The sequence below is a fragment of the Microbacterium meiriae genome, from assembly GCF_040686935.1.
Taxonomy (GTDB): Bacteria; Actinomycetota; Actinomycetes; order Actinomycetales; family Microbacteriaceae; genus Microbacterium; species Microbacterium meiriae.
Genome location: NZ_JBFBMF010000003.1, coordinates 162833 through 185633, shown reverse-complemented (window position 1 = coordinate 185633; position 22801 = coordinate 162833). Strand labels below are relative to the sequence as shown.

Below are 22801 nucleotides of genomic sequence, written 5' to 3'. Positions count from 1 at the left end.
TACGTCCGCGGGCTCCGCCGACGCCCCGCGGAATAGGCTGGAGTCGTGCAGCACACCCCCCTGGTCGTGGAGACCCGAGAGATCGACCCGGTCGAAGACCTCCTCTCCTTCGCGGACCCCGCCCGCCCCCTCGCCTGGTTCCGCCGCGGCGACGGGATCGTGGCGGTGGGCGAGCCGTTCGCCGAGCTCCGCCCGCCGGCCGAGGAGGGACGCACCCGCGCCGAATCCCTCGCGGCGCTCTGGCAGGGGCTCTCGGCGGAGGCCGCGGTCTCCGATCCGCTGCGACTCCCCGGGACCGGGCTCGTCGCGTTCGGGGCCTTCACCTTCGACGAGGACTCGCACGCCGACAGCGTGCTCGTGATCCCGTCGCGGATCCTCGGCCGCCACGGGGACCGCTTCTGGGAGACCCGCATCCACCGCAGCGACGACGACCGTGCGCCGGGCGCCGTCGAGCCCGCGGCGTACGGACCGCACTGGGCGGGCACGGTCGGCCCCGGGGCGCAGAGCCCCCAGGGCTACCAGGACGCGGTGCGGGGAGCGCTCGCCCGCATCGCGGACGGCGAGCTCAGCAAGGTGGTCCTCGCCCGCGACCTCCAGGGCACCATCCCCGCCGGCTCCGACCTGCGGCGACTCGTCCGGGCACTGGCCACCGGGTACCCGGACACCTGGGTCTTCGCGGTCGACGGGCTCATCGGCGCGAGCCCGGAGACCCTCGTCACCGTGCAGGACCGGACGGTGACCGCGCGCGTGCTCGCCGGCACGATCGGACGCGGGGCGGATGCCGACGCGGACACCGCCGCGTCCGCGCACCTCGCCTCCAGCACCAAGGATCTCGACGAGCACCAGTACGCCGTGCAGAGCGTGCTCGCGTCCCTGCGCCCGTACACCAGGGCGCTGGCGGCGAGCGAGCAGCCCTTCCTCCTCAAGCTGCCCAACCTCTTCCATCTCGCGACCGACGTGGAAGGCGAGCTGGAGAACGGCCGCTCGGCCCTCGACCTCGTGCGCGCCCTGCACCCGACCGCGGCCGTCGCGGGCACTCCGACACCGACGGCCATCGCCGCCATCCGGGAACTCGAGCCGTTCGACCGCGGCCGCTACGCCGGGCCGGTCGGCTGGGTCGACGCGGACGGCAACGGCGAGTGGGCCATCGCCCTGCGGTGCGCGCAGTTCACGACGGCCGAGGACGCGATCACGGTCACCGCCTACGCCGGGGCCGGGATCGTCGCCGGATCGGATCCGGAGAGCGAACTGCTCGAGACGCGGGTGAAGTTCCGTCCCCTCGTCGACGCGCTGGCCTGACGTCCGCCGCGGTCAGCTCGCGGCGAGGCGCTTCTTCTCGGCCTCGACATCGAAGTCGGCGACCGGCCACTGGGGATCGATGTCCTCGAGGGCGGCGAGCAGCAGCTCCTGCACGGCCAGCCGGGCGTACCATTTCGCGTTCGCCGGCACGACGTACCAGGGAGCGGCCTCCGTCGACGTGCGGTCGAAGACGGTCTGGTACGCCTCCATGTACTGCGGCCAGAGCATCCGCTCGTCGACGTCGCCCGGGTTGTACTTCCAGTGCTTGTCCGGGCGTTCCAGACGCTCCATGAGCCGCGCCTTCTGCTCCTCCGGCGAGATGTGCAGCATGACCTTGACGATGCGGACGCCGGAGGCCGCGACGCGCTCCTCGAACGCGTTGATCGCGTCGTAGCGGCGTTCGATCTCCGCGGGATCGGCCAGCTGCCGCACCCGTCCGATGAGCACGTCCTCGTAGTGCGAGCGGTCGAACACCCCGATGAACCCGGGCTCGGGGAGCCGCTTCTCGACCCGCCACAGGAAGTCGTGCCGGCGCTCCTCCTCCGTCGGCGCCTTGAACGCCGCCAGCGCCACGCCCTGCGGATCGACACCGCCGACCACGTGCCGCACGATGCCACCCTTGCCCGCGGAGTCCATCGCCTGCAGCACGAGCAGCACCGCATCCTGCGCCGTGCCCACCCGGCTCTCGGCGAACAGCCGCTCCTGCAGGTCGTTCAGCTGCTCGAGACCCGCTTCGAGGTCGGCCGTGCCGCGGGACTTGCCGTGGTCGTAGCCGGGCTTGCTCTCGGGGTCGACGTCGGCGAGGCGGAAGCCGGGCCGCACCCGCAGGTTCTGCGTCCAGGTGTGCGCGTTCATACGCACATGATGCCAGTCACCGCGGCAGCGGCACCTCGATGATCTGGCGACCGCCGCGCGGCGTCGTCAGCGCCTGGTCGAGAGCGGTGCGCGTGGTGACCCGCTGATACTCCCAGCCGTAGGCGAGCGCGAGGTGCTCCACGCGGACACCGTGCGGGGTGTAGAACACACGATCCAGGTGCGCGGAGGGGGCGGTGCCCGCCACCTCCAGGCCGTCGAAGATCGTGCCGCCTCCGTCGTTGCCGACGATGACCTGGAGGCGCGGCTCCGTCTCATCACTCGGGAACAGCAGCGCACCGACGTCGTGGAGGAACGCGAGGTCGCCGAGCAGCACCCGGGTCACACCCGGCGCCCCGGCGGCCTGGCTCGCGACCGCGACGCCCGTGGCGGTGGCGATCGTGCCGTCGATCCCGGCGAGTCCGCGGTTGGCGTGAACGGGGACCTTCTTGCCGCCGAGCACCTCGTCGGCGACGCGGACCAGGCGCGACGATCCGAACACGAGGCGGTCGTGCGGCCAGGTGGCCCGCCACACCGCATCCACGAGGCGCTCGCGGTCGAGCGGGCGGCGCACGGCGTCGAGTTCCGCGCGCACGGCGACGCGGCGGGCGGCGACGTCGGTGGAGGAGAGCCCTTCGGTGTCGGGCGCGTTCTCACTGAGATCCACGGCCTCGGCGGCGGCGGCCCGCATCCACGCTCCGAGCCACTCCCGATCGGTCTCCCCCGGGGCGACCGCGACGGCCGCGACGGCGCGCGTGCGGTGGTTGAGGTTCAGTTCCTCGCCGCCCTTGCGGACCGCGACCACCTCCACGTCCGCGCGGGAGAGCAGGCGCGCGGCCTCGCGGCTGAGCGTCGGGTGGCCCAGCACGACCACCCGCTCGATGCGCCCGCCGAGGTCGTCGCGGGACAGCAGCCGCCGGTACCCGTGGACCACCTGGCGCCCGAATCGCGCGCCGCTGACGATCTCCGCGATGAGCGGCCAGTCGCCGACGTGGGCGACCTCCTCCGCCTCAGCGCCCGCATCGGCGCCCGCCAGGACGACCGTCCGGGGACCGCGCTCCAGCGGGAACGCCTCCGGCTCCGGAAGCCGCGGCGGCTCCCCCGGTGTCAGGGTGCGTGAGGGCATCGCGCCCGACAGCGGCTCGCGGGAGGGCAGGTTCAGGTGCACGGGGCCGGCCACGCCGGGAAGCCCGGACTCGGCATCCGCCGCTCCGAGCGCGAGGGCGACCACGCGTGCGGCGAGGCCGTCCCAGTCGCCGTCCCCGGGGACGGCGGCGTCGATCTGCGCCCGCACCCAGGGGTGGAAGAGCCCCTCCTGGACGGTGGCCTGATTCGCACCGACCCCCCGCAGCTCGGGAGGCCGATCCGCGGTGAGCAGCAGCAGCGGCACTCCGGAGTGGAAGGCCTCCATCGTGGCCGGGAGGAGGTTCGCGACGGCCGTGCCGCTGGTGCACACGACCGCGACCGGGACGCGGGTCTCCCTGGCGATGCCCAGGGCGGTGAATCCGGCGACGCGCTCATCGATCCGCACGTGCACGCGGAGCGGGCCGTCGTCGGCGAAGGCCGCCGCGGCGAGCGCAAGAGCCTGCGAACGCGACCCCGGGGAGAGGACGACGTCACGCACGCCGTGGGACACGAGGTCGGCGAACAGGGAGGCCGCGGCCTCCATCGCCGGCGACGAGGTCACGGGCGCGGATCCGCGGCGGGCGGCTCGTCGGTCTCCTCATCGAGCCGCGCGAGCTCCTCCTCGAGGCGACGGATCCGGGCGTCCTGCTCCGCTTTGCTGATGCTGCGGAGGAACGCGGGGTCGTCGTCCGGGGCGACGGTGCGCGGCACACCCTGGTCGTTCGCCCGGCGACGGCCGATGACGAACCAGAGGATCCCGCCGATGACGGGGATGAGGACGACGATGGCGACCCAGGCGGCCTTGGGCACGCCGCGGTGCCGCGTCGCCGGCTGCACGGCGCAGTCGACGATGCTGTACACCCAGAACACGGCGGCCAGGAAGCCGCCGATGATCAGTAGTCTCGCCACCCCTCCAGTCTAGGCACGTCGGGGCCGGTCGGGTCCGGAGACGGCAAAGGCCCCGTTGCTAGACTGCGCGGGACATGCCGCCCCTCGCCCCCGTCCCGACGCCGCGAGCGCGCGCCGAGCGGATCCTGCCGAGCCGGATCATGATCGCCGTCGGCCTCGCGCTCCTCCTCGTCGTCGGTGCCTGGTCGGCCTCCCACGGATCGGTGGATCCGCATGCGACCCTGTGCCTCGCCCCCGGCGTCTCGCAGCCCGCCGACGACACGGCAGCCGGAGTCCCGATCGTCGATGGCGCCCCGGCCGATCTGGCTTCCGATGCGGCGGCGTGCGCGGTGGCGGCCCTCTGCTGCGTCGCCCTCGTCCTGCTCCTCCGGCACCTGCGCACCCGCGGCGGCGTCCGTCTCCGCGGTCTCCTGCCCCGGGCGACCGCACGCCTCCGCGCCGGCCCTCGCCCGTTCCTCCCCGCGGTCTCACTCGTCCAGCTCTCCATCTCCCGCACCTGATCCGACGCCGGCTCCAGCCGCGTCCGCGGCACCCCTCGTCGTATCCCCCGTGTTTGGAGACCCCCATGAAGACCCCCGTCAAGGCGACCCTGATCGCCGTCGCCGTCGCCGTCGTGCTGCTCGTCGCCGGCATCGTCTACGCCCTCATCCAGCAGCCCGCGAAGCCCGATCCCGAAGCCGGCGAGAAGCTGCCCACCGTCCGCACCGACTCCCACGTCCTCGATGAGGGCGGCCCCGACGCCGTCACGGTCGTCGAGTTCCTCGACTTCGAGTGCGAGGCCTGCGGCGCGTTCTACCCGATCGTGGAGGAGCTGCGCGCGACCTACGACGGCGACATCCGGTACGTCACCCGGTACTTCCCGCTGCCGGGGCACGTGAACTCGACGCAGGCCGCGCTGGCCGCCGAGGCCGCTGCACAGCAGGACCGCTACGAGGAGATGTTCCACCGTCTGTTCGAGACGCAGGCCGAGTGGGGCGAGCAGTCGACGGAGACGCCGGAGGTGTTCCGCGCGTTCGCCGAGGAGCTCGGGCTCGACCTGGCCGCGTACGATGCCGCGGTCGCCGACCCCGCCACCCTCGCCCGCGTGCAGCAGGACAAGCGCGACGGTGAGCGGCTGGGCGTGAGCAGCACCCCGACCTTCTTCGTCGACGGCGAGAAGGTCGAACTCGTCGAGTGGAACGACCTGGAGGAGGCGATCGCGGCGGCCGTCGCCGAGTGACCCCGTCGGTGGGGTCGCCGTGCGGCGGCCCCACCTCTACGCTGAGCGCATGACCTCGGAGCGCCCCTCGTCGGCCCGTCTCCTGTTCGGGGCCCTGCGGACCACGCCGGCGACGCTGACGATGATCGGCCTGGTCCTGCTCACGGGCGTGATCTGGCAGGGGCTGTGGCGGCCGTTCGAGGACTCGGCGCTCTTCCCCGCCGTCGCCTACGGGCTGCCGAGCCTGGCCGAGGGCAAGTGGTGGACGCCGGTCACGGGGACGTTCTTCGTCAACGAACCCTGGGTGTACCTCTTCACCATCGCCGGGTTCTGGGGCATGGGCTACCTGGAGCACCGCCGCGGCACCCGGGTCGCCCTCGCCTACTTCACGGTCGGGCAGCTCTTCGCGATCTTCGCGACGGCTCTGTTCCTCCTCCTCGTATCGCAGCTTCCGTGGGCGTGGGCGCAGACTCAGGCGCAGGCCCTCGACGTCGGCGCATCCGGCGGGACCATGGCCTGCATCGCCGCCGCCGTCGGCCTGTTCCGTCCGCCCTGGCGGGTGCGCGCGTGGCTGGTGCTCCTCGGATTCGTGTTCGTCGCGATGATGTTCTGGGGAGAGCTGGCCGACCTCGAGCACCTGTTCGCGGTCCTGCTGATCCTGTCCGTGGACCGGAGTCTCCGCGTGCGGCGCACGACCGTCCGGGAGCAGCGACTGATCGCCGTGATGGCGGTGCTCACGCTCGTGGCCATCGAGATCATCACGGTCCTCGTGCCGACCGACGGCCCGTTCGGTCCCACCGATCCCGCTTCGGGCGGTTTCATCGATACGGCGATCGACGTCGCGGTGATCCTCTTCATCGCGAACGGCCTGCGGCGCGGTCGCCGCTGGGCGTGGGTCGTCGCCGTCATCCTCGGCCCGCTCAACGTGCTCGCCGCCACGCTCGTGCTGGTCCTCATCATCCTCACGAGCGAGGCACAGCTCGAGACGGTGATCGACGCGGAGACCGAACTCACGCTCGCCACCGGGATCCTCTGGGCGCTGGTGCTCACCTATCTGATCGCGGTACGCCGGGCTTTCCGTGCGCGCCGCTCGACCGCCCTCGGGCGGCAGCCCGCTCCGACGGGAGACGAACTCCGCCGCGAACTGCGGGCGCACGGCGGCGGCACCCTGTCCTGGATGACGACATGGGAGGGCAACGGCTACGCCCGCGTGGACGGCGGGATCGTCGCGTACCAGCGCCGCAACGGCGTCGCCCTGGCCCTCGCCGATCCGATCGGCCCGGCGGAGTCCCGGTCCGCCGCGGTCCGTGACTTCATCCGCACGGCCGAGGACGCCGGACTCGTGCCGTGCTTCTTCAGCGCGGACGAGGCGACGAGGGCGGCAATTCCGGAGACGTGGCGCAGCCTCGTGGTGGCGGACGACACGATCGTCGACCTTCCCGGCCTCACCTTCACCGGCAAACGCTGGCAGCCGGTGCGCACATCGCTCAACCGGGCCGGGCGGGAGCAGATGACCTTCCGGCTCACCCATCTCGCGGCGGAGACCTGGGGCCTCCGTCAGCAGCTCCGTGGGATCTCCGAGGCGTGGGTCGGCGACAAGGACCTTCCGGAGATGCGGTTCACCCTGGGAACCCTGGAGGAGGCGGAGGACCCCGAGGTGCGGCTCGCCCTCGCGATCGCTCCGAACGGCGACGTCGACGGCTTCCTCTCGTGGTTGCCCGTGTACGGGGAGGGCGGGGTGGTCCGCGGCTGGACCCTCGACCTCATGCGGCGTCGCGAGGGCGGTTTCGGACCGGTGATGGAGTATCTGATCGGCGCCTCCGCGCAGCAGTTCTCGGAGGAGGGAGCCGAGTTCATGTCGCTCTCCGGCGCTCCCCTCGCGCACGACTACCCGCCGGACGCCGGTGTGATCGCCGCGTTGAGCGACCGGCTCGCCGATGCGCTCGAGCCCGTGTACGGCTTCCGCTCGCTGCACCGCTTCAAGGAGAAGTTCCACCCCCGCTACGAGACCATGTACCTCCTCTTCCGCGACGAGAGCGACCTCACCCGCATCGGCGGAGCGCTCACCCGGGCCTTCCTCCCCGACGCCACGCTGCGGCAGTTCGCCGGGGCAGGAGTGGAGCTCGTCCGCGGCGAGCACTGATCCCTCCTTGGTCCGCGCCCTATCGAAAAACCGCCGATGGGAGTACATTCCAGGCAGGACATCTGGTCATGCTGTCGCGAACGCGAGTGGAGTGGTGATGGACCCTCAGAACGTGTTGCCCTTCCCCCCGACCCCCTCGGCGAGCACCGCGGGCCCGACCATCGCAGAGTCCACCTACACGCCACGCGTGAAACCGGATCGACTGCCCCCGGATGCCCCGAATGTGCTGATCATCCTGATCGACGATGCCGGTCCCGGCCTCCCTGACACGTATGGCGGCGAGGTGCGGACCGACACCCTCTCCCGGGTCCAGGGCGAGGGGGTGGGTTTCAACCGATTCCACACCACCGCGATGTGCTCGCCGACACGCGCATCGCTGCTCTCCGGCCGCAATCACCATCGGATCGGCAACGGACAGATCGCGGAGCTCGCCAACGACTGGGACGGATACGCGGGCGAGATCCCGAAGAGCAGTGCACTGGGTGCAGAGGTGTTGAAGGACTACGGGTACGCCACCGCGGCGTTCGGCAAGTGGCACAACACACCGGCGGTCGAGACCGGCGCCTCAGGGCCGTTCCACAACTGGCCGACCAGCATCGGCTTCGAGTACTTCTACGGGTTCCTCGCTGGCGAGGCTTCCCAGTACGAGCCGAATCTCGTCCGCAACACGACGAGCGTCCGCCCGGGGAAGACCCCCGAGGACGGGTACCACCTCAGTGAGGACCTCGCGGACGACGCGATCCACTGGCTGCGCACGCACAAGGCTCTGCAGCCGGACAAGCCGTTCTTCCTGTACTGGGCGACCGGATGCCTGCATGGTCCGCACCACATCATGACGGAGTGGGCGGACAAGTACGCCGGCGCGTTCGATGACGGCTGGGACGCCTACCGCGAGCGCGTGTACGCCCGCGCCAAGGAGAAGGGTTGGATCCCGCAGGACGCCGAGCTGACCCCACGTGACCCGCGTCTGCCCGCATGGGACGACATTCCCGAGGACGAGAAGCCCTTCCAGCGGCGGCTGATGGAGGTCGCGGCGGGATTCGCCGAGCACGCCGATGTGCAGGCAGGCCGCCTCGTCGATGAGCTGGAGCGGTTGAGGTACGACGAGAACACGCTCATCCTCTACATCTGGGGCGACAACGGCTCCTCCGGAGAGGGACAGAACGGCACGATCAGCGAACTGCTCGCTCAGAACGGCATCCCGTCCACCATCCCGCAGCACATCCAGGCGATGGAGGAGATGGGCGGACTCGATGTCCTGGGCACGGCGAAGGTCGACAACATGTACCACGCGGGCTGGGCATGGGCAGGCAGCACGCCTTACAAGGGGATGAAGCTGCTCGCGTCGCATCTCGGCGGCACCCGCAACCCGATGGCCGTGCGCTGGCCGGCGCGCATCACCGCCGACCCGACGCCTCGGCCGCAATTCGTGCACTGCACCGACGTCGTGCCGACCCTCTACGACCTGATCGGCATCACACCGCCGGACGTGGTGAACGGCATCCCGCAGGATCCGATCGACGGCTCGAGCTTCGCCGCGGCCCTCACCGACCCCGCGGCACCGGAAACCCATCGCACGCAATACTTCGAGATCATGGGAAGCCGCGCGATCTACCACGACGGCTGGATGGCGTCCGCCTTCGGGCCGCGGGCGCCTTGGATCCCCGGTCTGCCGGAGGGCATCTTCGAATGGTCCCCCGACCACGACACCTGGGAGCTGTACGACCTGGAGCACGACTGGTCGCAGGCGAGAGACCTCGCCGAGGAGAGGCCGGACAAGCTCGACGAGATGAAACGGCTCTTCGCTGCCGAAGCCGCGCGGAACAGCGTGTATCCGGTCGGCGGTGGGCTCTGGGTGCCGGTGTTCCATCCAGAACTGCGGATCTCCACGCCGTACCGCGAGTGGAACTTCGCGGGCGACATCACTCGCGTACCCGAGTTCATAGCTCCCGCACTGGGCACCCGCGCCAACCGCGTGACGATCACCACGACCCCCGGCGCCGCTCCCACAGGGGTTCTCTACAAGCTGGGCGGTGCGGGCGGAGGGCTGACGCTCTACGTCGACGACGGGCATCTCTGTTACGAGTACAACCTGTTCCTCATCCAGCGCACGAAGATGCGCTCGGAAAGGACTCTGCCCGACCACGGGGTCACGATCTCCGTGCTCACGAGCTACATCGACCCCCGACCGGGTGGTCCTCTGTCCGTCACGATCGAGGTCGACGGCGAGGAGTGGGCCACAGGCACCGTACCCGTCAGCGTCCCGGTCCTGTTCACCGCGAACGACTGCCTCGATATCGGCGTCTCGCTCGGGGGCTGCGTCTCGTCGGACTACCTGGACCGGGTCCCGTTCCCGTACTCGGGCACCATCGACGACGTTCACGTCGTCTACGCATCGTGAGCGATGCGGCGCCCGCGCGGGGACCGGCCGGCTCGGCCTGGAACGAGGCGAGGGTCCGCCGCCGGTTCGTCAGCCCTGAGCTCGTTTCCGGCATCGTCCTGGTCAGCGTCGTCATCGCCATCGCGGACGAGGCCGGCGGCATCCTCGACGTGTTCGCGGTGACCGTCCTCAGCGTCCTGGTGTTCTGGGTCAGCGACGTCTTCGCGCACACGGTCGCCGCGCAGCGACGGCGGGCGGATGACGAGCCGGTCGACCTGCGGACCTCTCTGGGGACGGCGCTTCGGGAGTCACACGGCTATCTCCTCGCGGCCGTCGTCCCGGTGGCGTTCCTGCTGGTCGGCCTCCTCGGTCCCTACGACGGGAGAGGGGCGTACTGGATCGCACTCTGGGTGCAGGTCGCCGTCCTCGCCGTCGTGGGCTGGATCGCCTTCGGGGGACGCGGGATGCCCTGGCCGCAGCGCGTCGTGGGGAGCCTGGCCACCGCTGCTCTCGGGGTGCTCGCCGTCCTGCTGAAGATCCTCGTGCACTGACGGACGTCAGCAGTCGAACGGCTCGCTCCCGGGCCCGCGCGTCGCCGGACTCAGGCCCGCGCCTCGGCCACCTCGCCGGCGACGCCGTCCGGAGTCTCCGCAGCCGGACGCTTCGCCGTGTTCGCGATGTGCGCCCGCGCGACGACGAGCGCGGCGACGACCATGATCCCGACGCCCAGCCAGTACGGCGCGGCATGGCTGATCGCGGTGTACAGAGCGGCCGCGATCAACGGCGCGATCGTGCCCATCGCGGCGTTGAGGGACTGCGTGGCGCCTCCGAGCCAGCCCTGCTCGTCGTCGCCGACGGCGTTGGACATCGCGCCGTCCATCGCGGCCTGCGCTGCGCCCTGACCGGCGGCGAGCAGGAGCGCGCCGACGATGAAGAGCCACGGCTGGGCGAGCAGCGAGGCCACGATCGCGAGACCGGCGAGACCGATCGCCTGCGCGGTGATGGCGCTGACGATCACGCCGCGCTCCCCCATCCGTGGCAGCAGGATGCCGAGCAGCACGCCCTGGATGAGGATGTCGATGATGCCGACCCCTGCCGTGAGCAGGCCGATCTGCGTCGGTCCCCACTGGATGGCGTCGAGGGCGAGCACGCTGAAGTTGTTCACGAAGAATCCGAACGGTAGCGCGAGCAGCGCGAACGCGATCATCAGCCCGCGGAGCTCGGGGCGGCCGAATGCGGTGCGGAACACGCCGAACGGCTGGACGTCGCGGAGGGCGATCCGCGCGATGCGGTTCTCCGGTCGCAGGCTCTCCGGCAGCAGGAAGATGCTGAGGATCGCGATCGTGAGGCCGACCGCCGCAGTGAGGAAGACGGGCAGACGGAGATCGATCGCGGCGAGCAGACCGCCGATGGCGGGACCGATCATGGTGCCGATGCCGGTCAGTGCGCCGAGGAGGCCGAAGCGCTGCGCGCGCTTCTCGGGCGGCGTGATGTCGGCCAGGTAGGCGAACAGGGCAGGGAGGTCTCCGGCCGTCAGCCCCTGGATGACACGGGCGAGCACGAGCACCCAGATCGCCCCGCCCACGCCGAACAGCGCCATCGAGAAGGCTGCGCCGAACGCCGCGACGATGATGACGGGTCGTCGTCCGAACCGGTCGGAGAGCCGCCCGAGGAGCGGCGCGGCGAGGAAGGCGCACAGCCCGTTGACCGCTTCCAGCACCCCTACCCAGAGGGCGAGGTCGTGTTCGTGCGCGACGTACTGCAGCACGACGAACGGCAGCACGGGCAGGACGACGGTCATGCCGATGACCGTGAGCATCGTCAGGACGACGAGCATGACCCACGCGCGGCCGGCGTCGCGAACGGGAAAACGAGGTGAAGTCATACCGAAAGTGTAGTGATACCAGGTTTGGTGTCAATACACTTTCTGGTCCAGTGCACGATAGGGTGGCCGCATGACGACGCCCCCGCCCCTGGGTCGCCGCGAGCGCAAGAAGGCCGCGACCCGCAAGAACATCTCCGACGTGGCCACCCGGATGTTCCTGGAGCGCGGGTTCGACAACGTCAGCATCCGCGAGGTCGCGGACGCCGCCGATGTCTCCCCCACCACCGTGTTCGCCCACTTCCCGCAGAAGGAGGCGCTCGTCTTCGACGAGGACGACGAGCAGCGCGACCGCCTCGTCTCGGCCGTGCGCGGCCGGTCGACCGGTGTGACGATCAACAAGGCCATCCACGACTTCTACGCGGCCGAGATCGCCGCCAACCTCGATGAGCACGGCGACGACGTGGCCCGCATCTTCCTGCGCTTCCTCAACGAGACGCCGGCGCTCCGGGACTACGCGTCGAAGATGTGGCTGCGCCACGAGGACGCGCTCGCCGAGGCCATCGCCGACGAACTCGACATCCCGGCCCCCACCCCCGAGGTCCGCGTGTACGCGCGGTTCGTCCTGCAGATGCAGATCCTCGTCACCGAGAGCGACGATCAGCAGGCGGTGCTCGACGCCGGCTCGGCGCTCCTCGAACACGGCTGGGCCCCGATCGAGGAGCGGCTCGCCGGCTCGCGGAGCGAAGAGAGATCCGCGGACCTCAGTCCTCGCGGGGGCGCCGCCGCAGGCTCTTGACGTCGGTGCGGCGATGCTTCGCCGTCAGCCGACGCTCCTTCGACCCTCGACTCGGCTTCGTCGCCCGCCGCGTCGGCGCCGGCGGACGCACGGCCTCCGCGACGAGCGCAGCAAGCCGTTCTCTGGCCGCTTCCCGATTGCGCAGCTGCGCGCGGTGCTCGGACGCGGCGATCGTCAGCACGCCGTCGACCAGGCGCCCGCGGAGCCGCTCCCGGAGCCGGTCGCGCTGCGTCGGCGACAGGGCCGCGGAGTTCGCCGCATCCCAGACCAGCTCCACCCGGGAGTCGGTGGTGTTCACGCCCTGACCGCCCGGCCCCGACGATCGTGAGAAACGCCACGACAGTTCGGCCTCCGGGATCGTCAGACCCGCGGAGACGCGGAGTCCGGGGCGAGGGGCGGAAGGCATGCCTCCATCATCGAGGATGAACGGCCGCGAGCGCCGAGTGGACGCGACGGCGGGAGTCGAACCCGCAACGCCTCCGGATATGAGCCGGGGCCCGGGACCGCCCGGATCGCCGCGATGGGGATGACGTTACCCGGCCGTGATCATCCCCGCCAGGACCGTTGCCTGGGATAACACCATGAGTCGCCGGATGACGAGGACGGCTAGCGTCGCCGCCGCTCGTCGTCAACCGGTTCGACCACTCCCGACCCTCCCCGTACCGTCGCTCGCACCGATGACGTCCGAGCAGGAGGCCGACATGTCCGAATCTCAGCACAACGACAAGACCCCGACGCCGATGGCGGAGGCCGGGGATCCGCAGGCGCGGCTGGATGCCGAGGCCCGCCGCGCGATCGTGACCGGGGCCGACTCCGGCATCGGCCGCGCGACCGCCGTGGCCCTCGCCGCGGCGGGCATCGACGTCGGCATCACCTGGCACAGCGACGAGGCCGGGGCCCAGGAGACCGCGGACGAGGTGCGCAGCCACGGCGCCCGGGCGGTGGTGGCGCAGCTCGACGTCTCCGACATCCCCGCCTGCGGCGACGTGATCGACGGGCTGATCGCGGAGCTCGGCGGTGTCGACGTGTTCGTCAACAACGCCGGCGCCGGGCTCCAGACCCCGTTCCTCGACGTGACGCTCGACGAGTGGAACCGGGTGCTCGACACCGACCTCACCGGAGCCTTCGTCTGCCTGCAGCGGGCGGCCCGGTCGATGGTCGCCGCAGGTCGGGGCGGACGACTCATCTCCGTCACCAGCGTGCACGAGCACCAGCCGATGGTGGGGGCGAGCGCGTATGACACGGCCAAGCACGGCCTCGGCGGGCTCATGAAGAACCTCGCGCTCGAGCTCGGCCGGTACGGGATCAGCGCCGTCAGCGTCGCCCCGGGTGAGATCGCGACCCCGATGACCGGGCAGACGGACACCGACCCGCACGCCGAGGACCGCCCCGGCATCCCGCTCGGACGCCCTGGCGATGCCCGCGAGGTCGCTGCGCTGATCGCCTTCCTCGCCTCGCCGGAGGCCGCCTACATCTCGGGGGCCTCGGTCGTGATCGACGGCGGCATGCTGCAGATGGGGCCGCAGGCGGGCGCGGCGATCGAGAGCCACGACTGGCGCACGGTCTGAGCGCAGGTCAGCGGCGGATCGAGTCCCGGAACGGGTTCGGTTCGAGCGTGTAGTCCGTGGTCGGGTCCGCCCAGGTGTCCTGGGCGGACCGGTGGCGGCCCGAACGCAGGGCGGAGAGCGCATGCGTCGCAGGCACGCCTGCGGCGAGCGCGAGGCGGCCGGTGAGGGAGCGGTCCGCGCGGCCGAGCACGCTCGCGCGATGCCAGGCCTCGTGCAGCGCCCCGCCGCGGGCCGCGGGCACCCGTCGATGCGGCAGAGCGCCGGCCCGACGCAGCGCCACGAGCTCCTGCACCCGATCCCACCAGTCCGCCTCCGACTCCGGGTGGAAGTAGTTGTCGCGGAGCCAGGACGGGTGCGGGTGGCGGAATCGGCCGGCGACGACCTCGCCCGCGCCGCCCAGCAGACCGCTGCCGATGAAGACCGTGTTGAGGAGACTCTTGTGCACCCCGAAGCGGTCGAGCGCGATCACGGGGACCCCGTGGGCCAGCGCCTCGACCGCCGCCGTCGAGCTCACCGTGACCAGACCGGCGGCGGACTCGAGCGCGGTCGCCATCGGCACGTGCGAGAACACGAGGTTCGCCGGGCGGCCCGCCGTGAAGAGACGGGTGTACGGATCACGGTCGAGGTGGGTCTCGGCCTCCCCCGGCCGGGACCGCACCTTGACGACCACCCGGCGCGACGGATCGGCCTCCGCGGTGCGCACGAGGATGGCCGCGATCGCTGCGCGCTCCTCCGGCCGTCGGGGCACGAGGGCCTGGGCGGCGAAGACGACGTCCGTCGCCCCGGGCCGACGGACCGCCGCGGGTGTTCCGTCGACAGGACGTTCCGCCAGAGCGATGGCCCCCGCACCCCCGGAGAGCACTCCGGCCGCCGCGGACTCCCGGAGACGGCTGCCACTCCACCGCTCGCGACCCCGCGCGAAGGGCAGGGTCGCCAGAGCGAGCGGCGTCCGCACCCCGATCCGCTCGCCGAGCTCGGCGAAGGCACGGCGCTCGCGGTGCGAGTGCACGATCAGCAGGTCGGTGTGACGCCGGTAGTCGAGCGCCCCGCGCTGGGCGGGGATCGCCATGCCGGGGAGCCCCGAGACGGTCACCGGACGATGGGGCAATGCATCGACGACTCGGCCCAGGAGGCGGACGAACGGTCCCCGCCCGGCGAGCAGCACCACGTCCGGGCGCTGGACTTCGAGCCATCCGGCCACGCGCTCGAAGTCGAGCCGGGTGACGTCGGCGGCGCCGAAGCCGGTGCCCGCCAGCGCCGCATCCTGCTGCGCGGCGCTCACCGTCAGCGGCGTGCGCACCAGCAGGAGCTGCGACCGCAGGTCGGGCACGGCCCCCAGCAACGATGCCACCCACTTCACGAACGAGTCGGCGTCCGCGATGGCGACGACGCGCATCCCGGCGCCGGCGGTCATGCGGGCACGCGGCGGAGCTTCGCCATCGGCGCCCGCTCGCTGTCGAAGACGCGCTTGACGCCGTCGCCCACCGCGCTCTCGATGACGCGGATGTCGCGGACCAGGTGTTCCAGGCCCCCGGGCTCCAGGGATGCGGCGTGATCAGAACCCCACATCGTCCGATCCAGGGTGATGTGGCGCTCCACGGCGACGGCTCCCATCGCGACCGCTGCGAGGGAGATCTGCAGGCCGCGCTCGTGTCCCGAATAGCCGACCGGGATCCCCGGATAGCGGTCCCGCAGGGTCGCGATCACCCGAAGGTTCGCCTCCTCGGGCTCGAGCGGATAGGTCGAGGTCGCGTGCATGAGGACGACGCGGTCGGTGCTGAGCGTGTCCAGCGCGCGGTCGATCTGCTCCATGGTGGACATGCCCGTCGAGAGGATGACCGGCTTCCCGGTCTCCTGCAGCGCGACGAGCAGCTCCGTGTCGGTCAGACTCGCCGACGCGACCTTGTGCGCCACGACGTTGAGGTCTTCGAGGAAGGCGACGCTCGGCACGTCCCACGGCGAGGCGAACCAGTCCAGGCCCTGCATCGTCGCGTGGTCGCCGATCTCGACGTACTCGTCGCGGCCGAACTCCACTCGGCGCCGGTAGTCGAGGTAGCTCATGGTGCCCCACGGCGTCTCCCGCGGCACGTCGCGCATGTGCTCCGGGGTGGAGATCTCGGGCGTGCGCTTCTGGAACTTCACCGCGTCCGCGCCGGCTCGGGCCGCGACGTCGATGAGGCGCTTGGCGATGTCGACGTCGCCGTTGTGGTTGAGGCCGATCTCCGCGATGACGTAGGCGGGACGGCCGCCGCCGATCACGTGCGATCCGATGCTGACAGTCATGATTCCTCCGGTCGTCGAACGGTCAACCACCCCGTCCTTCCTGAGTACGGGCCGCGGGTGAACACCGATCGACCGGACGGTTACCGGGGGCGGTCAGCTCGACAACACCCGTTCGACGAGCTCCCGCACGGCCCCGTCGCCGCCTCGCCGCCCCAGCACGACGCGCGCCTCCGCACGGACGAGCGGGTGGGCGTTCGCGACGGCGACCGGCCAGCCCACGACCCGCATGGCGGGAAGGTCGTTGACGTCGTTGCCGAGGTAGGCGACGTCGGCGAGCGCCACATCCTGCGCCTGCGCCCACTGCCGCAGCGCGGCCTCCTTGTCGGCGATCCCGTGCAGGACGGGGACGCGGAGCTTGTCGGCTCGGGCTCGCACCACGGAGTTCACCTCGGTGGAGAGGATCAGCATCGGCACCCCCGCCCGCCGCAGGAGCGAGACGCCCATCCCGTCCTCCCGGCTGACCCGCACCCGCTCTCCGCCATCCGCGTCGATGATCGCCGTGTCGTCGGTATGCACGCCGTCGAAGTCGGTGACCACGGCGCGGACGGGGATCCGCACCGGGCTCTCATGCAGAACGGCAAGGGCCCGTGCGGCCTGAAGCTGCGCGGCATCGTCGATCTCGATCGCGGTCTCCTCGGACACGGGGGCGATCCCGATCCGCCCGAAGAAGCGGTGGCGGTGGGTGCGGAATCCGTCGACCCGGAACACGTAGAAGGCTCCGGTCTCCAGATAGTGCGGCTCTCGGTCCTGGCGGCGAGGGCGGTGGCCGGCCTCGTGGTTGATCGCCTCGGCCGTGCCGTCGGCTCCCCGGCGCCAGAGGAAACCGTAGGTCTCGACGGCGGAGAAGACGCTGTCGGACTCTCCCTGCTGCACCTCGGCGACGGCATCGGCCAGCGCGGCGCTCGGGAGGAAGGGCGAGGTGGCCTGCAGGAACGCGACGACCTCGAACCGCTCACCCTCGCGCTCCAGCTCATCGAGCGCATGGAGGATCGCCGCCTCCGAGGTCGCGGTGTCTCCGGAGAGCTCGGCCGGCCGCCGGATCACCCGCGCGCCCGCCTCCTCGGCCGCCACAGCGATCTCGCCGTCGTCGGTCGAGACGATCACGAGGTCGAAGCACGCCGCCGCCCGCGCGGCGTGCACGGCTCTGGCGACGAGGGGGACACCTCCCACACGCTCGAGGTTCTTCCGCGGGATCTGCTTCGATCCGCCCCGCGCGGGGATGATCGCCACCGTCGTCTGCAGGCGCTCGTCCATGTCATGTCTCCTCATCGTCCGCGGATCTCCCGCCAGGCACGGCCGGCGCGGCGTCGGGCGCCGACAGCGGACAGCCGCCATTCCTCTATCCGTCCCACCCCGCCGCGCGGAGCCAGCAGACGGTGCACGCCCCGCGGCGCCGACCCCCCGGGAAGGGCGAGCGCGGTCAGCCGCTCCGATGCGAAGTACCGCCGACGCTCCTCGCGGTCGAGGCCGTCCAGCAGCTCCTCCGCCCTGGCTCGAAGGTGCCCCGCGATCTCCGGCTGCATCGTGTAGCCCACCGCGTCCACGAGGAGCTGTAACCGATCCGGATCGGCGTAGGGGGAGGGCGTCCGTGTGAGCGCATCGACGATCGTCAGGGGGATGCGGTTGCTGTTCTCCACCGGGGTCAGGGTGCGGAGCAGCTCCGTCGCGCCCGCGGCGCCGATCCTCCGCCCGAACAGGGTGCGGACCGTGGGCAGAGCCGTCGAGAAGGTCGCCACGACGGCGCGCGCGTCGAGGCGCTCCGCCAGGAGTTCGGCAGCCAGACGACCGCGGTCCTCCACGAACGCCAGACCGCGACTCTCCGCATGAGCGCGCACGGCGTGGGCGAGCTGCGGCGGTGCTGCGGGATGGGGCTTGAAGACGATGCGCTCCGGGTGCTCTTCCGCCGCCCGGTCGACCAGGCGCTGCTGGAGCGCGACCTCCTCCGTCGCGGTCATCAGACCGAGGGCCGCGAGGTACTGTCCCAGCACGAGCACGGTCGCCGGTCCTGCGGCGGTCGACCCTTGCGACGACTCTCCCGTCTCCTGCAGCGCTGCCGCGAAGGGCTCCGGAGGCACCGGGACCACCACCGCGTGCGGAGAGGCCACCAACGGACGGACGCCGGGCACCACGTCGGCGTACACGACCCGTCCGATCCGCGCCGTGACCGCGTGCGGCAGCCGTACCCGCATCGGCGCGTAGGTCATGAGGCCGTCGCCGACGATGGTCACCCGCGCCTCGGGGAACAGGGAGAGGAGAGTACGGGCCGGTGCGACCTGGGGGCTCTGCACGAAGAGCTCGATCTCCCGCGGGTCGAGCCGCCACGCTCGCGCGAGGAGTCGCCCCAGCACCGGGAGGTCGGCGTCCGCGGGTTCCCAGGCGCTCGGATGCAAGGGTCCCAGCACATCGGCCAAGGGCTCCACCCGATGGAACCGGCCGCGGAGGGAGTGCAGCGCGGGATCCGTGTCGATGCCGACGACCGTCTCCGGGACCCGCGACGAGGTGAACGGCACGAGCACCCGCTCCGGGGCGTGAGCGCCCGCGCCGGAGCCCGCGTCGAGCAGGCCCGCATCGATCGCGGCGGCCGCGGTCGCGAGTCCGTAGGCGCTGTGCAGGGCGAAGAGGCGGGTCATGCCGCGTGGCCTCCGCCGCGCAGGCTGCGCGCGAGCACCCGACGTCGCGGACCATCGAGCCGGGTGAGCACCGTGGCGACCTCCGCCGCCGGGAGGTCGTGCAGCAGCGCGCGGATCCGCCTCCGCATCTCGCGACGCACGGGTGGCGCCATGCGCCGCGAGCGCACCAGGTGATGCGCGCTGAGGGCGAGCGCGGTCCAGACGGCCTTCGGGAGGAAGCGGTCGGCATCGCGGTCCGTCCGGACGAGCTCGATCACCTCCTCCAGCGCGGGGGCGAAGTCGAGCTGGCGGCGATCGTGCACCTGCGTGAGCGACGTCTCGACGCCTCGGCGGTAGAGCAGCGCCGGGGCGTCCACCACGGCGAACGAGGCCGCTTCCAGATGCAGGCGCCAGATCCACGGGCGGTCCTCGGCCGTGAAGAGGCCGGAGGGGAACGCGGCGAGCCCACGGTCGAGCACACGGCGGTGCAGGAGTCCCGCCCAGGCGAAGGGGTAGTCCACCATGCTCGGCTCATCGACCGGAAGGATCGCATCCCGGGGTGGCACGACCCGCTCCCTCCACGGATATGGGGCACGGACGAGCGCACGCCGCATCCCGGTGACGGTGACATGATCCGTCCGAAGGAACTCGCACCGGAGCTCTCGCAGGCGCGCGGCGAGGACCGCGAGGCGCTGGGGCTGCATCCAGTCGTCCCCGTCGACGAAGCAGAACGCCTCGCCCTCGACGTGCGCGAGCCCCTGGTTGCGTGCCGACGCCAGCCCGCGCGGCTCGGCGTTCCGCAGCACCTGGGCGTGCGGGAACCGCTCCGCGTAGTGCGCCATGAGCGCGCCGGTGTCGTCGCGGGAGCCGTCGTCGATGGCCACGAGCTTCAGAGCGGCGGGATCGTCGAACTGCCGGGTGAGCGTCTCGAGGGTGGTGCCGATGTACGGGCCGGCGTCCTTCGCAGGCAGGATGACGGTGACGAGGGGCGTGCGCACGGAGCTCCCGGAGTGGGCGATGGGCTCGTCATCGTGGCAGGCGACGGTGGCCGGAGAGCGACCGTGCGGTGAACGTCCGGTGACGCGCGAGGTGAACGCTGAGGTGTGGCCCGCACCCGAACGAGCCACACCCCCAGTGCGTTGCACTGCCGGATGCGAACACCCGGTGAACCGTCACCGTGAGGCGACGGCCACCTCGCGGCGGTACTGGCCCCCACCAGCGAACCGCGAGGCGTCGTCGAGAGCGACTCCATGAAGATCAGCACTCAACACGTAACACGATACAACCGTCTGTTCGATCGCGCGAATCGACCTAGGTCAATCCGTGAAAATTCGCGCCGAGCCTCCGGATCGGCGACGATGGACGGATGCGGTGGCCCTGGAGCACGATGTGGCGCCCGATGTGGCGGCGCCAGCGCGTCGGAGGCATCGAGCTGCGCTGGCTCACGGCACGGTCGTGGACCCAGCGCTGGTACCCCCAGGGCATCGACGTCGGCGAGCGCCGCGGACGACGCGCTCTCGCGGTGAGCTGGTTCCGCCAGGACCCGTCGGGGCGCCACCTCGCCTCGCGCGTGACCCTCGTGGATCGGGAACGCGCCCGCCGCCTCGACATCGTGCTGGCCGTCGCCGACGACGACGGCGTCCTGCAGCCCGCACCGATCCATGCGGGAGGACTCGCCTGGTTCGGCGACCGCCTGTTCGCGGCGGCCACCGGGCAGGGCATCTGGGAGTTCGACCTCGGTGCGCTCCGGCGGGTGCACGGCACCGATGCCCAGCGGGTGCGCGGCGGTCGACGGCGCCGCGACCGGCGGACGGCCGTGGTCGCGGTCAGGACCCGCCGCCACCCCGTCGCCCTCCGATGCTCCTTCCTCGGTCGGGTGTTCGACGCGGACGGGACCCCGCTCCCCCGCGTGCTCATCGGCGAATACCGCGGCCAGGAGACGGGAGCGGTCGGCGAGTTCACCATTCCCCATGGCCCCCACGAGGGCTTCGTCGAACTCGAGCGCTTCACTCCGGGCATCCCGCACATGCAGGGAGCCGTGCGGTGGGGTGACCGCTACCTCGTCTCGCAGTCCGATCACCTCCGGCCCGGGGTGCTGTGGTCCGGCGGCCACGATGCGCTCACCCGGCACCCGATGGCTCTGCCCGTCGGCTGCGAGGATCTGGCCCTCGACCCCGACGACGGGCTGCTGTGGACGCTGGGTGAGCATCCGTGGCGGCGCGTGGTGCGGGGCATTCCCTTCGTCAGCCTCGGGCTCCGGGCTCCCGGCGGGGCCACGCGACCGCGAACGTAGACTGAGGGGGTGAAGAAGCCCGCCCCCCTCCTCGTCTACACCGTGCTGCGCCTGTTGGCGTTCTTCGTCCCGCTGGCCATCCTGTGGTTCTTCTTCCCGATCTTCCGCGAGTTCTGGTGGCTGGCGGCGATCTTCGCGGCCCTCATCGGAGCGAGCATCTCGATGCTCTTCCTGCGCACCCCGCTCTCGGACGCCTCCGCCCGCCTGCACGAGCGCCGGCAGGGCAAGGTCTCCGGACAGCAGGCCGACGCCGACGCCGAAGACGAGCTCGTCGACCGCTCCCCCGACGAGCGCCCCTGACGCTTTCCGCCTCGCGCACCCGCGCACAACTTCGGAGATCCGCCGCGGCACGCCGCCCGCGCGGTCATCGGCGCGGCGCGTCGTCCACCGTCTCCGAAGTCGTGACCGACCAATCCGCGTCTCGATTGTTGGACTCGGTCTCAAAACTCTCGGCTAAGCCATAGGTTCGACCGACATCTCGGCCCCCCGTGCAGGGGTCACCGGGGACGGGAGACGGGGAGCGGAGTCAGCCGGCGAAGGCCCAGAACAGGGCGCCGGCGTAGAGCAGCGACGTGAGCGACGTCAGCGCGAGGGCGATGACCAGTTCCCGCGGTTGACGGTAGGTCCAGACGATCACGATCGCGGGAAGCCCGGCCAGCAGCGCGAGCAGGGAGATCCAGGCGATCGGGAACAGCAGCGCGAGGAACACGGCGATGCCGAACGGCACGAGCACGAAGAGCGTGAAGAGGACCTGCGTGGCGCGGCGGCCGATGAGGACCGTCAGGGTGCGCTTGCCGACCTCGCGGTCCTGATCGATGTCGCGGAGGTTGTTGGCCAGCAGCACCGCGCAGGCGAACAGTCCGGCGGCGATCGCTCCCAGCCAGGCCTGCTGCGGGAGCATGAAGACCTGCACCCACGTGGTACCGAGGGTGGCCACGAGCCCGAAGAACACGAAGACGAAGACCTCGCCGAGGCCGTAGTACCCGTAGGGCCTCTTCCCGCCGGTGTAGAACCAGGCGGCGACGATGCAGGCCGCACCGACCGCGAGCATCCACCACTGTTCGGTGCGTACGACGATCGCCACACCGACCACGGCGGCGAGCGCGAAGAAGACGAGGCCGATGACGAGCACCGTGCGCGGCTTCACGCGGCCGGAGGCCGTGAGCCGCGCCGGGCCGACCCGATGGGCGTCGGTGCCGCGGATGCCGTCGCTGTAGTCATTGGTGAAGTTCACGCCGATCTGCAGCAGGACCGCCACAGCGAGGCACGCGAGCGCAATCACCCAGTGGAACTCCGGACCCGTGCTGCGTGCGGCTCCCGTACCGATGACGACGGGGGCGATCGCGAGGGGCAGCGTGCGCAGACGCGCCGCACCGATCCAGTCGCCGATCGTCACGGGACCCGCTTCGACGACCGGCCGCTTGGCCGGGTTTCCGCTGGTGCGCGGCGGGGTGCGCCGACCGGACTTCTTCTTGCGCTGGGAGGATGCTGCCACCCACGGAATCCTAGTCGTCGCGGCGA

At 71.5% G+C, this 22801-nt stretch carries 21 protein-coding genes and 1 tRNA gene; 10 read left to right on the top strand and 12 right to left on the bottom strand.

Annotated elements, in window-relative coordinates:
- Positions 1-45: 45 nt before the first annotated feature.
- Positions 46-1299, top strand: a complete 1254-nt coding sequence (locus AB0P08_RS10815; protein ID WP_363589879.1) for an isochorismate synthase — start codon at positions 46-48, stop codon at positions 1297-1299.
- Positions 1300-1311: 12 nt separating this feature from the next.
- Here AB0P08_RS10815 and AB0P08_RS10810 read toward each other — a convergent pair whose 3' ends face one another.
- Genes AB0P08_RS10810 through AB0P08_RS10800 form a run of 3 tightly spaced genes read right to left on the bottom strand, consistent with a single transcriptional unit; the run spans position 1312 to position 4185 of the window.
- Positions 1312-2154: a polyphosphate kinase 2 family protein gene (locus AB0P08_RS10810; protein ID WP_315638418.1), complete on the bottom strand. Its 843-nt coding sequence runs from the start codon at positions 2152-2154 to the stop codon at positions 1312-1314.
- Between the two features lie 16 nt (positions 2155-2170).
- A complete protein-coding gene (gene menD / locus AB0P08_RS10805; RefSeq protein WP_363590149.1) occupies positions 2171-3820 on the bottom strand; it encodes a 2-succinyl-5-enolpyruvyl-6-hydroxy-3-cyclohexene-1-carboxylic-acid synthase in 1650 nt (549 codons plus the stop codon).
- A gap of 14 nt (positions 3821-3834) precedes the next feature.
- Positions 3835-4185, bottom strand: a complete 351-nt coding sequence (locus AB0P08_RS10800; protein WP_101848410.1) for a PLD nuclease N-terminal domain-containing protein — start codon at positions 4183-4185, stop codon at positions 3835-3837.
- 74 nt (positions 4186-4259) lie between these two features.
- Between AB0P08_RS10800 and AB0P08_RS10795 the strand changes: the two genes are divergently transcribed.
- The 5 genes from AB0P08_RS10795 to AB0P08_RS10775 all read left to right on the top strand — a co-directional run bounded on the left by AB0P08_RS10795 (position 4260) and on the right by AB0P08_RS10775 (position 10457).
- Positions 4260-4685 carry a hypothetical protein gene (locus AB0P08_RS10795; RefSeq protein WP_363589878.1) on the top strand — a complete coding sequence of 142 codons (426 nt, stop codon included), beginning with the start codon at positions 4260-4262 and terminating at the stop codon, positions 4683-4685.
- A gap of 65 nt (positions 4686-4750) precedes the next feature.
- On the top strand, positions 4751-5404 hold the full coding sequence (locus tag AB0P08_RS10790) for a DsbA family protein (RefSeq protein ID WP_363589877.1): 654 nt from the start codon (positions 4751-4753) through the stop codon (positions 5402-5404).
- Positions 5405-5453: 49 nt separating this feature from the next.
- Entirely contained in the window at positions 5454-7526 is a 2073-nt protein-coding gene (locus AB0P08_RS10785; protein WP_363589876.1) for an MprF family protein, read from the top strand.
- A gap of 187 nt (positions 7527-7713) precedes the next feature.
- Complete coding sequence (locus AB0P08_RS10780) at positions 7714-9927, top strand: arylsulfatase (protein ID WP_363589875.1); 2214 nt, start codon at positions 7714-7716, stop codon at positions 9925-9927.
- Positions 9924-10457, top strand: a complete 534-nt coding sequence (locus AB0P08_RS10775) for a hypothetical protein (RefSeq protein WP_363589874.1) — start codon at positions 9924-9926, stop codon at positions 10455-10457. Before AB0P08_RS10780 ends, AB0P08_RS10775 begins: the two co-directional genes overlap by 4 nt.
- Before the next feature lie 50 nt (positions 10458-10507).
- Here the strand turns inward: AB0P08_RS10775 and AB0P08_RS10770 are convergent, their stop codons facing one another.
- Positions 10508-11791 carry an MFS transporter gene (locus AB0P08_RS10770; protein WP_363589873.1) on the bottom strand — a complete coding sequence of 428 codons (1284 nt, stop codon included), beginning with the start codon at positions 11789-11791 and terminating at the stop codon, positions 10508-10510.
- A 70-nt stretch (positions 11792-11861) separates the two neighbouring features.
- Between AB0P08_RS10770 and AB0P08_RS10765 the strand changes: the two genes are divergently transcribed.
- A complete protein-coding gene (locus tag AB0P08_RS10765; RefSeq protein WP_363589872.1) occupies positions 11862-12527 on the top strand; it encodes a TetR/AcrR family transcriptional regulator in 666 nt (221 codons plus the stop codon).
- Here the strand turns inward: AB0P08_RS10765 and arfB are convergent.
- Positions 12493-12933 (bottom strand): alternative ribosome rescue aminoacyl-tRNA hydrolase ArfB, encoded by a 441-nt coding sequence (arfB, locus tag AB0P08_RS10760; protein WP_187662297.1) that lies wholly within the window; start codon positions 12931-12933, stop codon positions 12493-12495. The genes AB0P08_RS10765 and arfB overlap by 35 nt on opposite strands.
- Positions 12934-12971: 38 nt before the next feature.
- A tRNA-Met gene (locus AB0P08_RS10755) sits at positions 12972-13047 on the bottom strand.
- 220 nt (positions 13048-13267) lie between these two features.
- Here AB0P08_RS10755 and AB0P08_RS10750 point away from each other — a divergent pair.
- Positions 13268-14095 carry an SDR family oxidoreductase gene (locus AB0P08_RS10750; protein ID WP_363590148.1) on the top strand — a complete coding sequence of 276 codons (828 nt, stop codon included), beginning with the start codon at positions 13268-13270 and terminating at the stop codon, positions 14093-14095.
- A 7-nt stretch (positions 14096-14102) separates the two neighbouring features.
- On the opposite strand, the gene AB0P08_RS10745 is transcribed toward AB0P08_RS10750, so the two are convergent.
- From AB0P08_RS10745 to AB0P08_RS10725, 5 genes are all read right to left on the bottom strand, one after another.
- Positions 14103-15509: a DUF6716 putative glycosyltransferase gene (locus tag AB0P08_RS10745; RefSeq protein WP_363589871.1), complete on the bottom strand. Its 1407-nt coding sequence runs from the start codon at positions 15507-15509 to the stop codon at positions 14103-14105.
- Positions 15506-16378, bottom strand: coding sequence for an N-acetylneuraminate synthase family protein (locus AB0P08_RS10740; protein WP_363589870.1), 873 nt, complete (start codon positions 16376-16378; stop codon positions 15506-15508). The genes AB0P08_RS10745 and AB0P08_RS10740 overlap by 4 nt, the downstream gene beginning before the upstream one ends.
- A 93-nt stretch (positions 16379-16471) precedes the next feature.
- Positions 16472-17632, bottom strand: a complete 1161-nt coding sequence (locus AB0P08_RS10735) for a cytidylyltransferase domain-containing protein (protein WP_363589869.1) — start codon at positions 17630-17632, stop codon at positions 16472-16474.
- Between the two features lie 11 nt (positions 17633-17643).
- A complete protein-coding gene (locus tag AB0P08_RS10730) occupies positions 17644-19008 on the bottom strand; it encodes a polysialyltransferase family glycosyltransferase (protein ID WP_363589868.1) in 1365 nt (454 codons plus the stop codon).
- Positions 19005-19985 (bottom strand): glycosyltransferase family 2 protein, encoded by a 981-nt coding sequence (locus tag AB0P08_RS10725; RefSeq protein WP_363589867.1) that lies wholly within the window; start codon positions 19983-19985, stop codon positions 19005-19007. The genes AB0P08_RS10730 and AB0P08_RS10725 overlap by 4 nt, the downstream gene beginning before the upstream one ends.
- A 368-nt stretch (positions 19986-20353) precedes the next feature.
- Here AB0P08_RS10725 and AB0P08_RS10720 point away from each other — a divergent pair, with 368 nt between their 5' ends.
- Together AB0P08_RS10720 and AB0P08_RS10715 are read left to right on the top strand one after the other, a co-directional pair.
- A complete protein-coding gene (locus AB0P08_RS10720) occupies positions 20354-21280 on the top strand; it encodes a hypothetical protein (RefSeq protein WP_363589866.1) in 927 nt (308 codons plus the stop codon).
- Between the two features lie 9 nt (positions 21281-21289).
- A complete protein-coding gene (locus AB0P08_RS10715) occupies positions 21290-21580 on the top strand; it encodes a DUF4229 domain-containing protein (RefSeq protein ID WP_363589865.1) in 291 nt (96 codons plus the stop codon).
- A gap of 226 nt (positions 21581-21806) precedes the next feature.
- On the opposite strand, the gene AB0P08_RS10710 is transcribed toward AB0P08_RS10715, so the two are convergent.
- Complete coding sequence (locus AB0P08_RS10710) at positions 21807-22775, bottom strand: 1,4-dihydroxy-2-naphthoate polyprenyltransferase (RefSeq protein WP_363589864.1); 969 nt, start codon at positions 22773-22775, stop codon at positions 21807-21809.
- Positions 22776-22801 lie beyond the last annotated feature (26 nt).

What these genes read in the sequence shown, in the direction of transcription:
- AB0P08_RS10810 (WP_315638418.1), bottom strand. Translation starts at nt 2,154, where the DNA reads ATGAACGCGCACACCTGGACGCAGAACCTGCGGGTGCGGCCCGGCTTC.
- menD (WP_363590149.1), bottom strand. Translation starts at nt 3,820, where the DNA reads ATGGAGGCCGCGGCCTCCCTGTTCGCCGACCTCGTGTCCCACGGCGTG.
- AB0P08_RS10795 (WP_363589878.1), top strand. Translation starts at nt 4,260, where the DNA reads ATGCCGCCCCTCGCCCCCGTCCCGACGCCGCGAGCGCGCGCCGAGCGG.
- AB0P08_RS10790 (WP_363589877.1), top strand. Translation starts at nt 4,751, where the DNA reads ATGAAGACCCCCGTCAAGGCGACCCTGATCGCCGTCGCCGTCGCCGTC.
- AB0P08_RS10785 (WP_363589876.1), top strand. Translation starts at nt 5,454, where the DNA reads ATGACCTCGGAGCGCCCCTCGTCGGCCCGTCTCCTGTTCGGGGCCCTG.
- AB0P08_RS10770 (WP_363589873.1), bottom strand. Translation starts at nt 11,791, where the DNA reads ATGACTTCACCTCGTTTTCCCGTTCGCGACGCCGGCCGCGCGTGGGTC.
- AB0P08_RS10765 (WP_363589872.1), top strand. Translation starts at nt 11,862, where the DNA reads ATGACGACGCCCCCGCCCCTGGGTCGCCGCGAGCGCAAGAAGGCCGCG.
- arfB (WP_187662297.1), bottom strand. Translation starts at nt 12,933, where the DNA reads ATGCCTTCCGCCCCTCGCCCCGGACTCCGCGTCTCCGCGGGTCTGACG.
- AB0P08_RS10750 (WP_363590148.1), top strand. Translation starts at nt 13,268, where the DNA reads ATGGCGGAGGCCGGGGATCCGCAGGCGCGGCTGGATGCCGAGGCCCGC.
- AB0P08_RS10745 (WP_363589871.1), bottom strand. Translation starts at nt 15,509, where the DNA reads ATGACCGCCGGCGCCGGGATGCGCGTCGTCGCCATCGCGGACGCCGAC.
- AB0P08_RS10740 (WP_363589870.1), bottom strand. Translation starts at nt 16,378, where the DNA reads ATGACTGTCAGCATCGGATCGCACGTGATCGGCGGCGGCCGTCCCGCC.
- AB0P08_RS10735 (WP_363589869.1), bottom strand. Translation starts at nt 17,632, where the DNA reads ATGGACGAGCGCCTGCAGACGACGGTGGCGATCATCCCCGCGCGGGGC.
- AB0P08_RS10730 (WP_363589868.1), bottom strand. Translation starts at nt 19,008, where the DNA reads ATGACCCGCCTCTTCGCCCTGCACAGCGCCTACGGACTCGCGACCGCG.
- AB0P08_RS10720 (WP_363589866.1), top strand. Translation starts at nt 20,354, where the DNA reads ATGCGGTGGCCCTGGAGCACGATGTGGCGCCCGATGTGGCGGCGCCAG.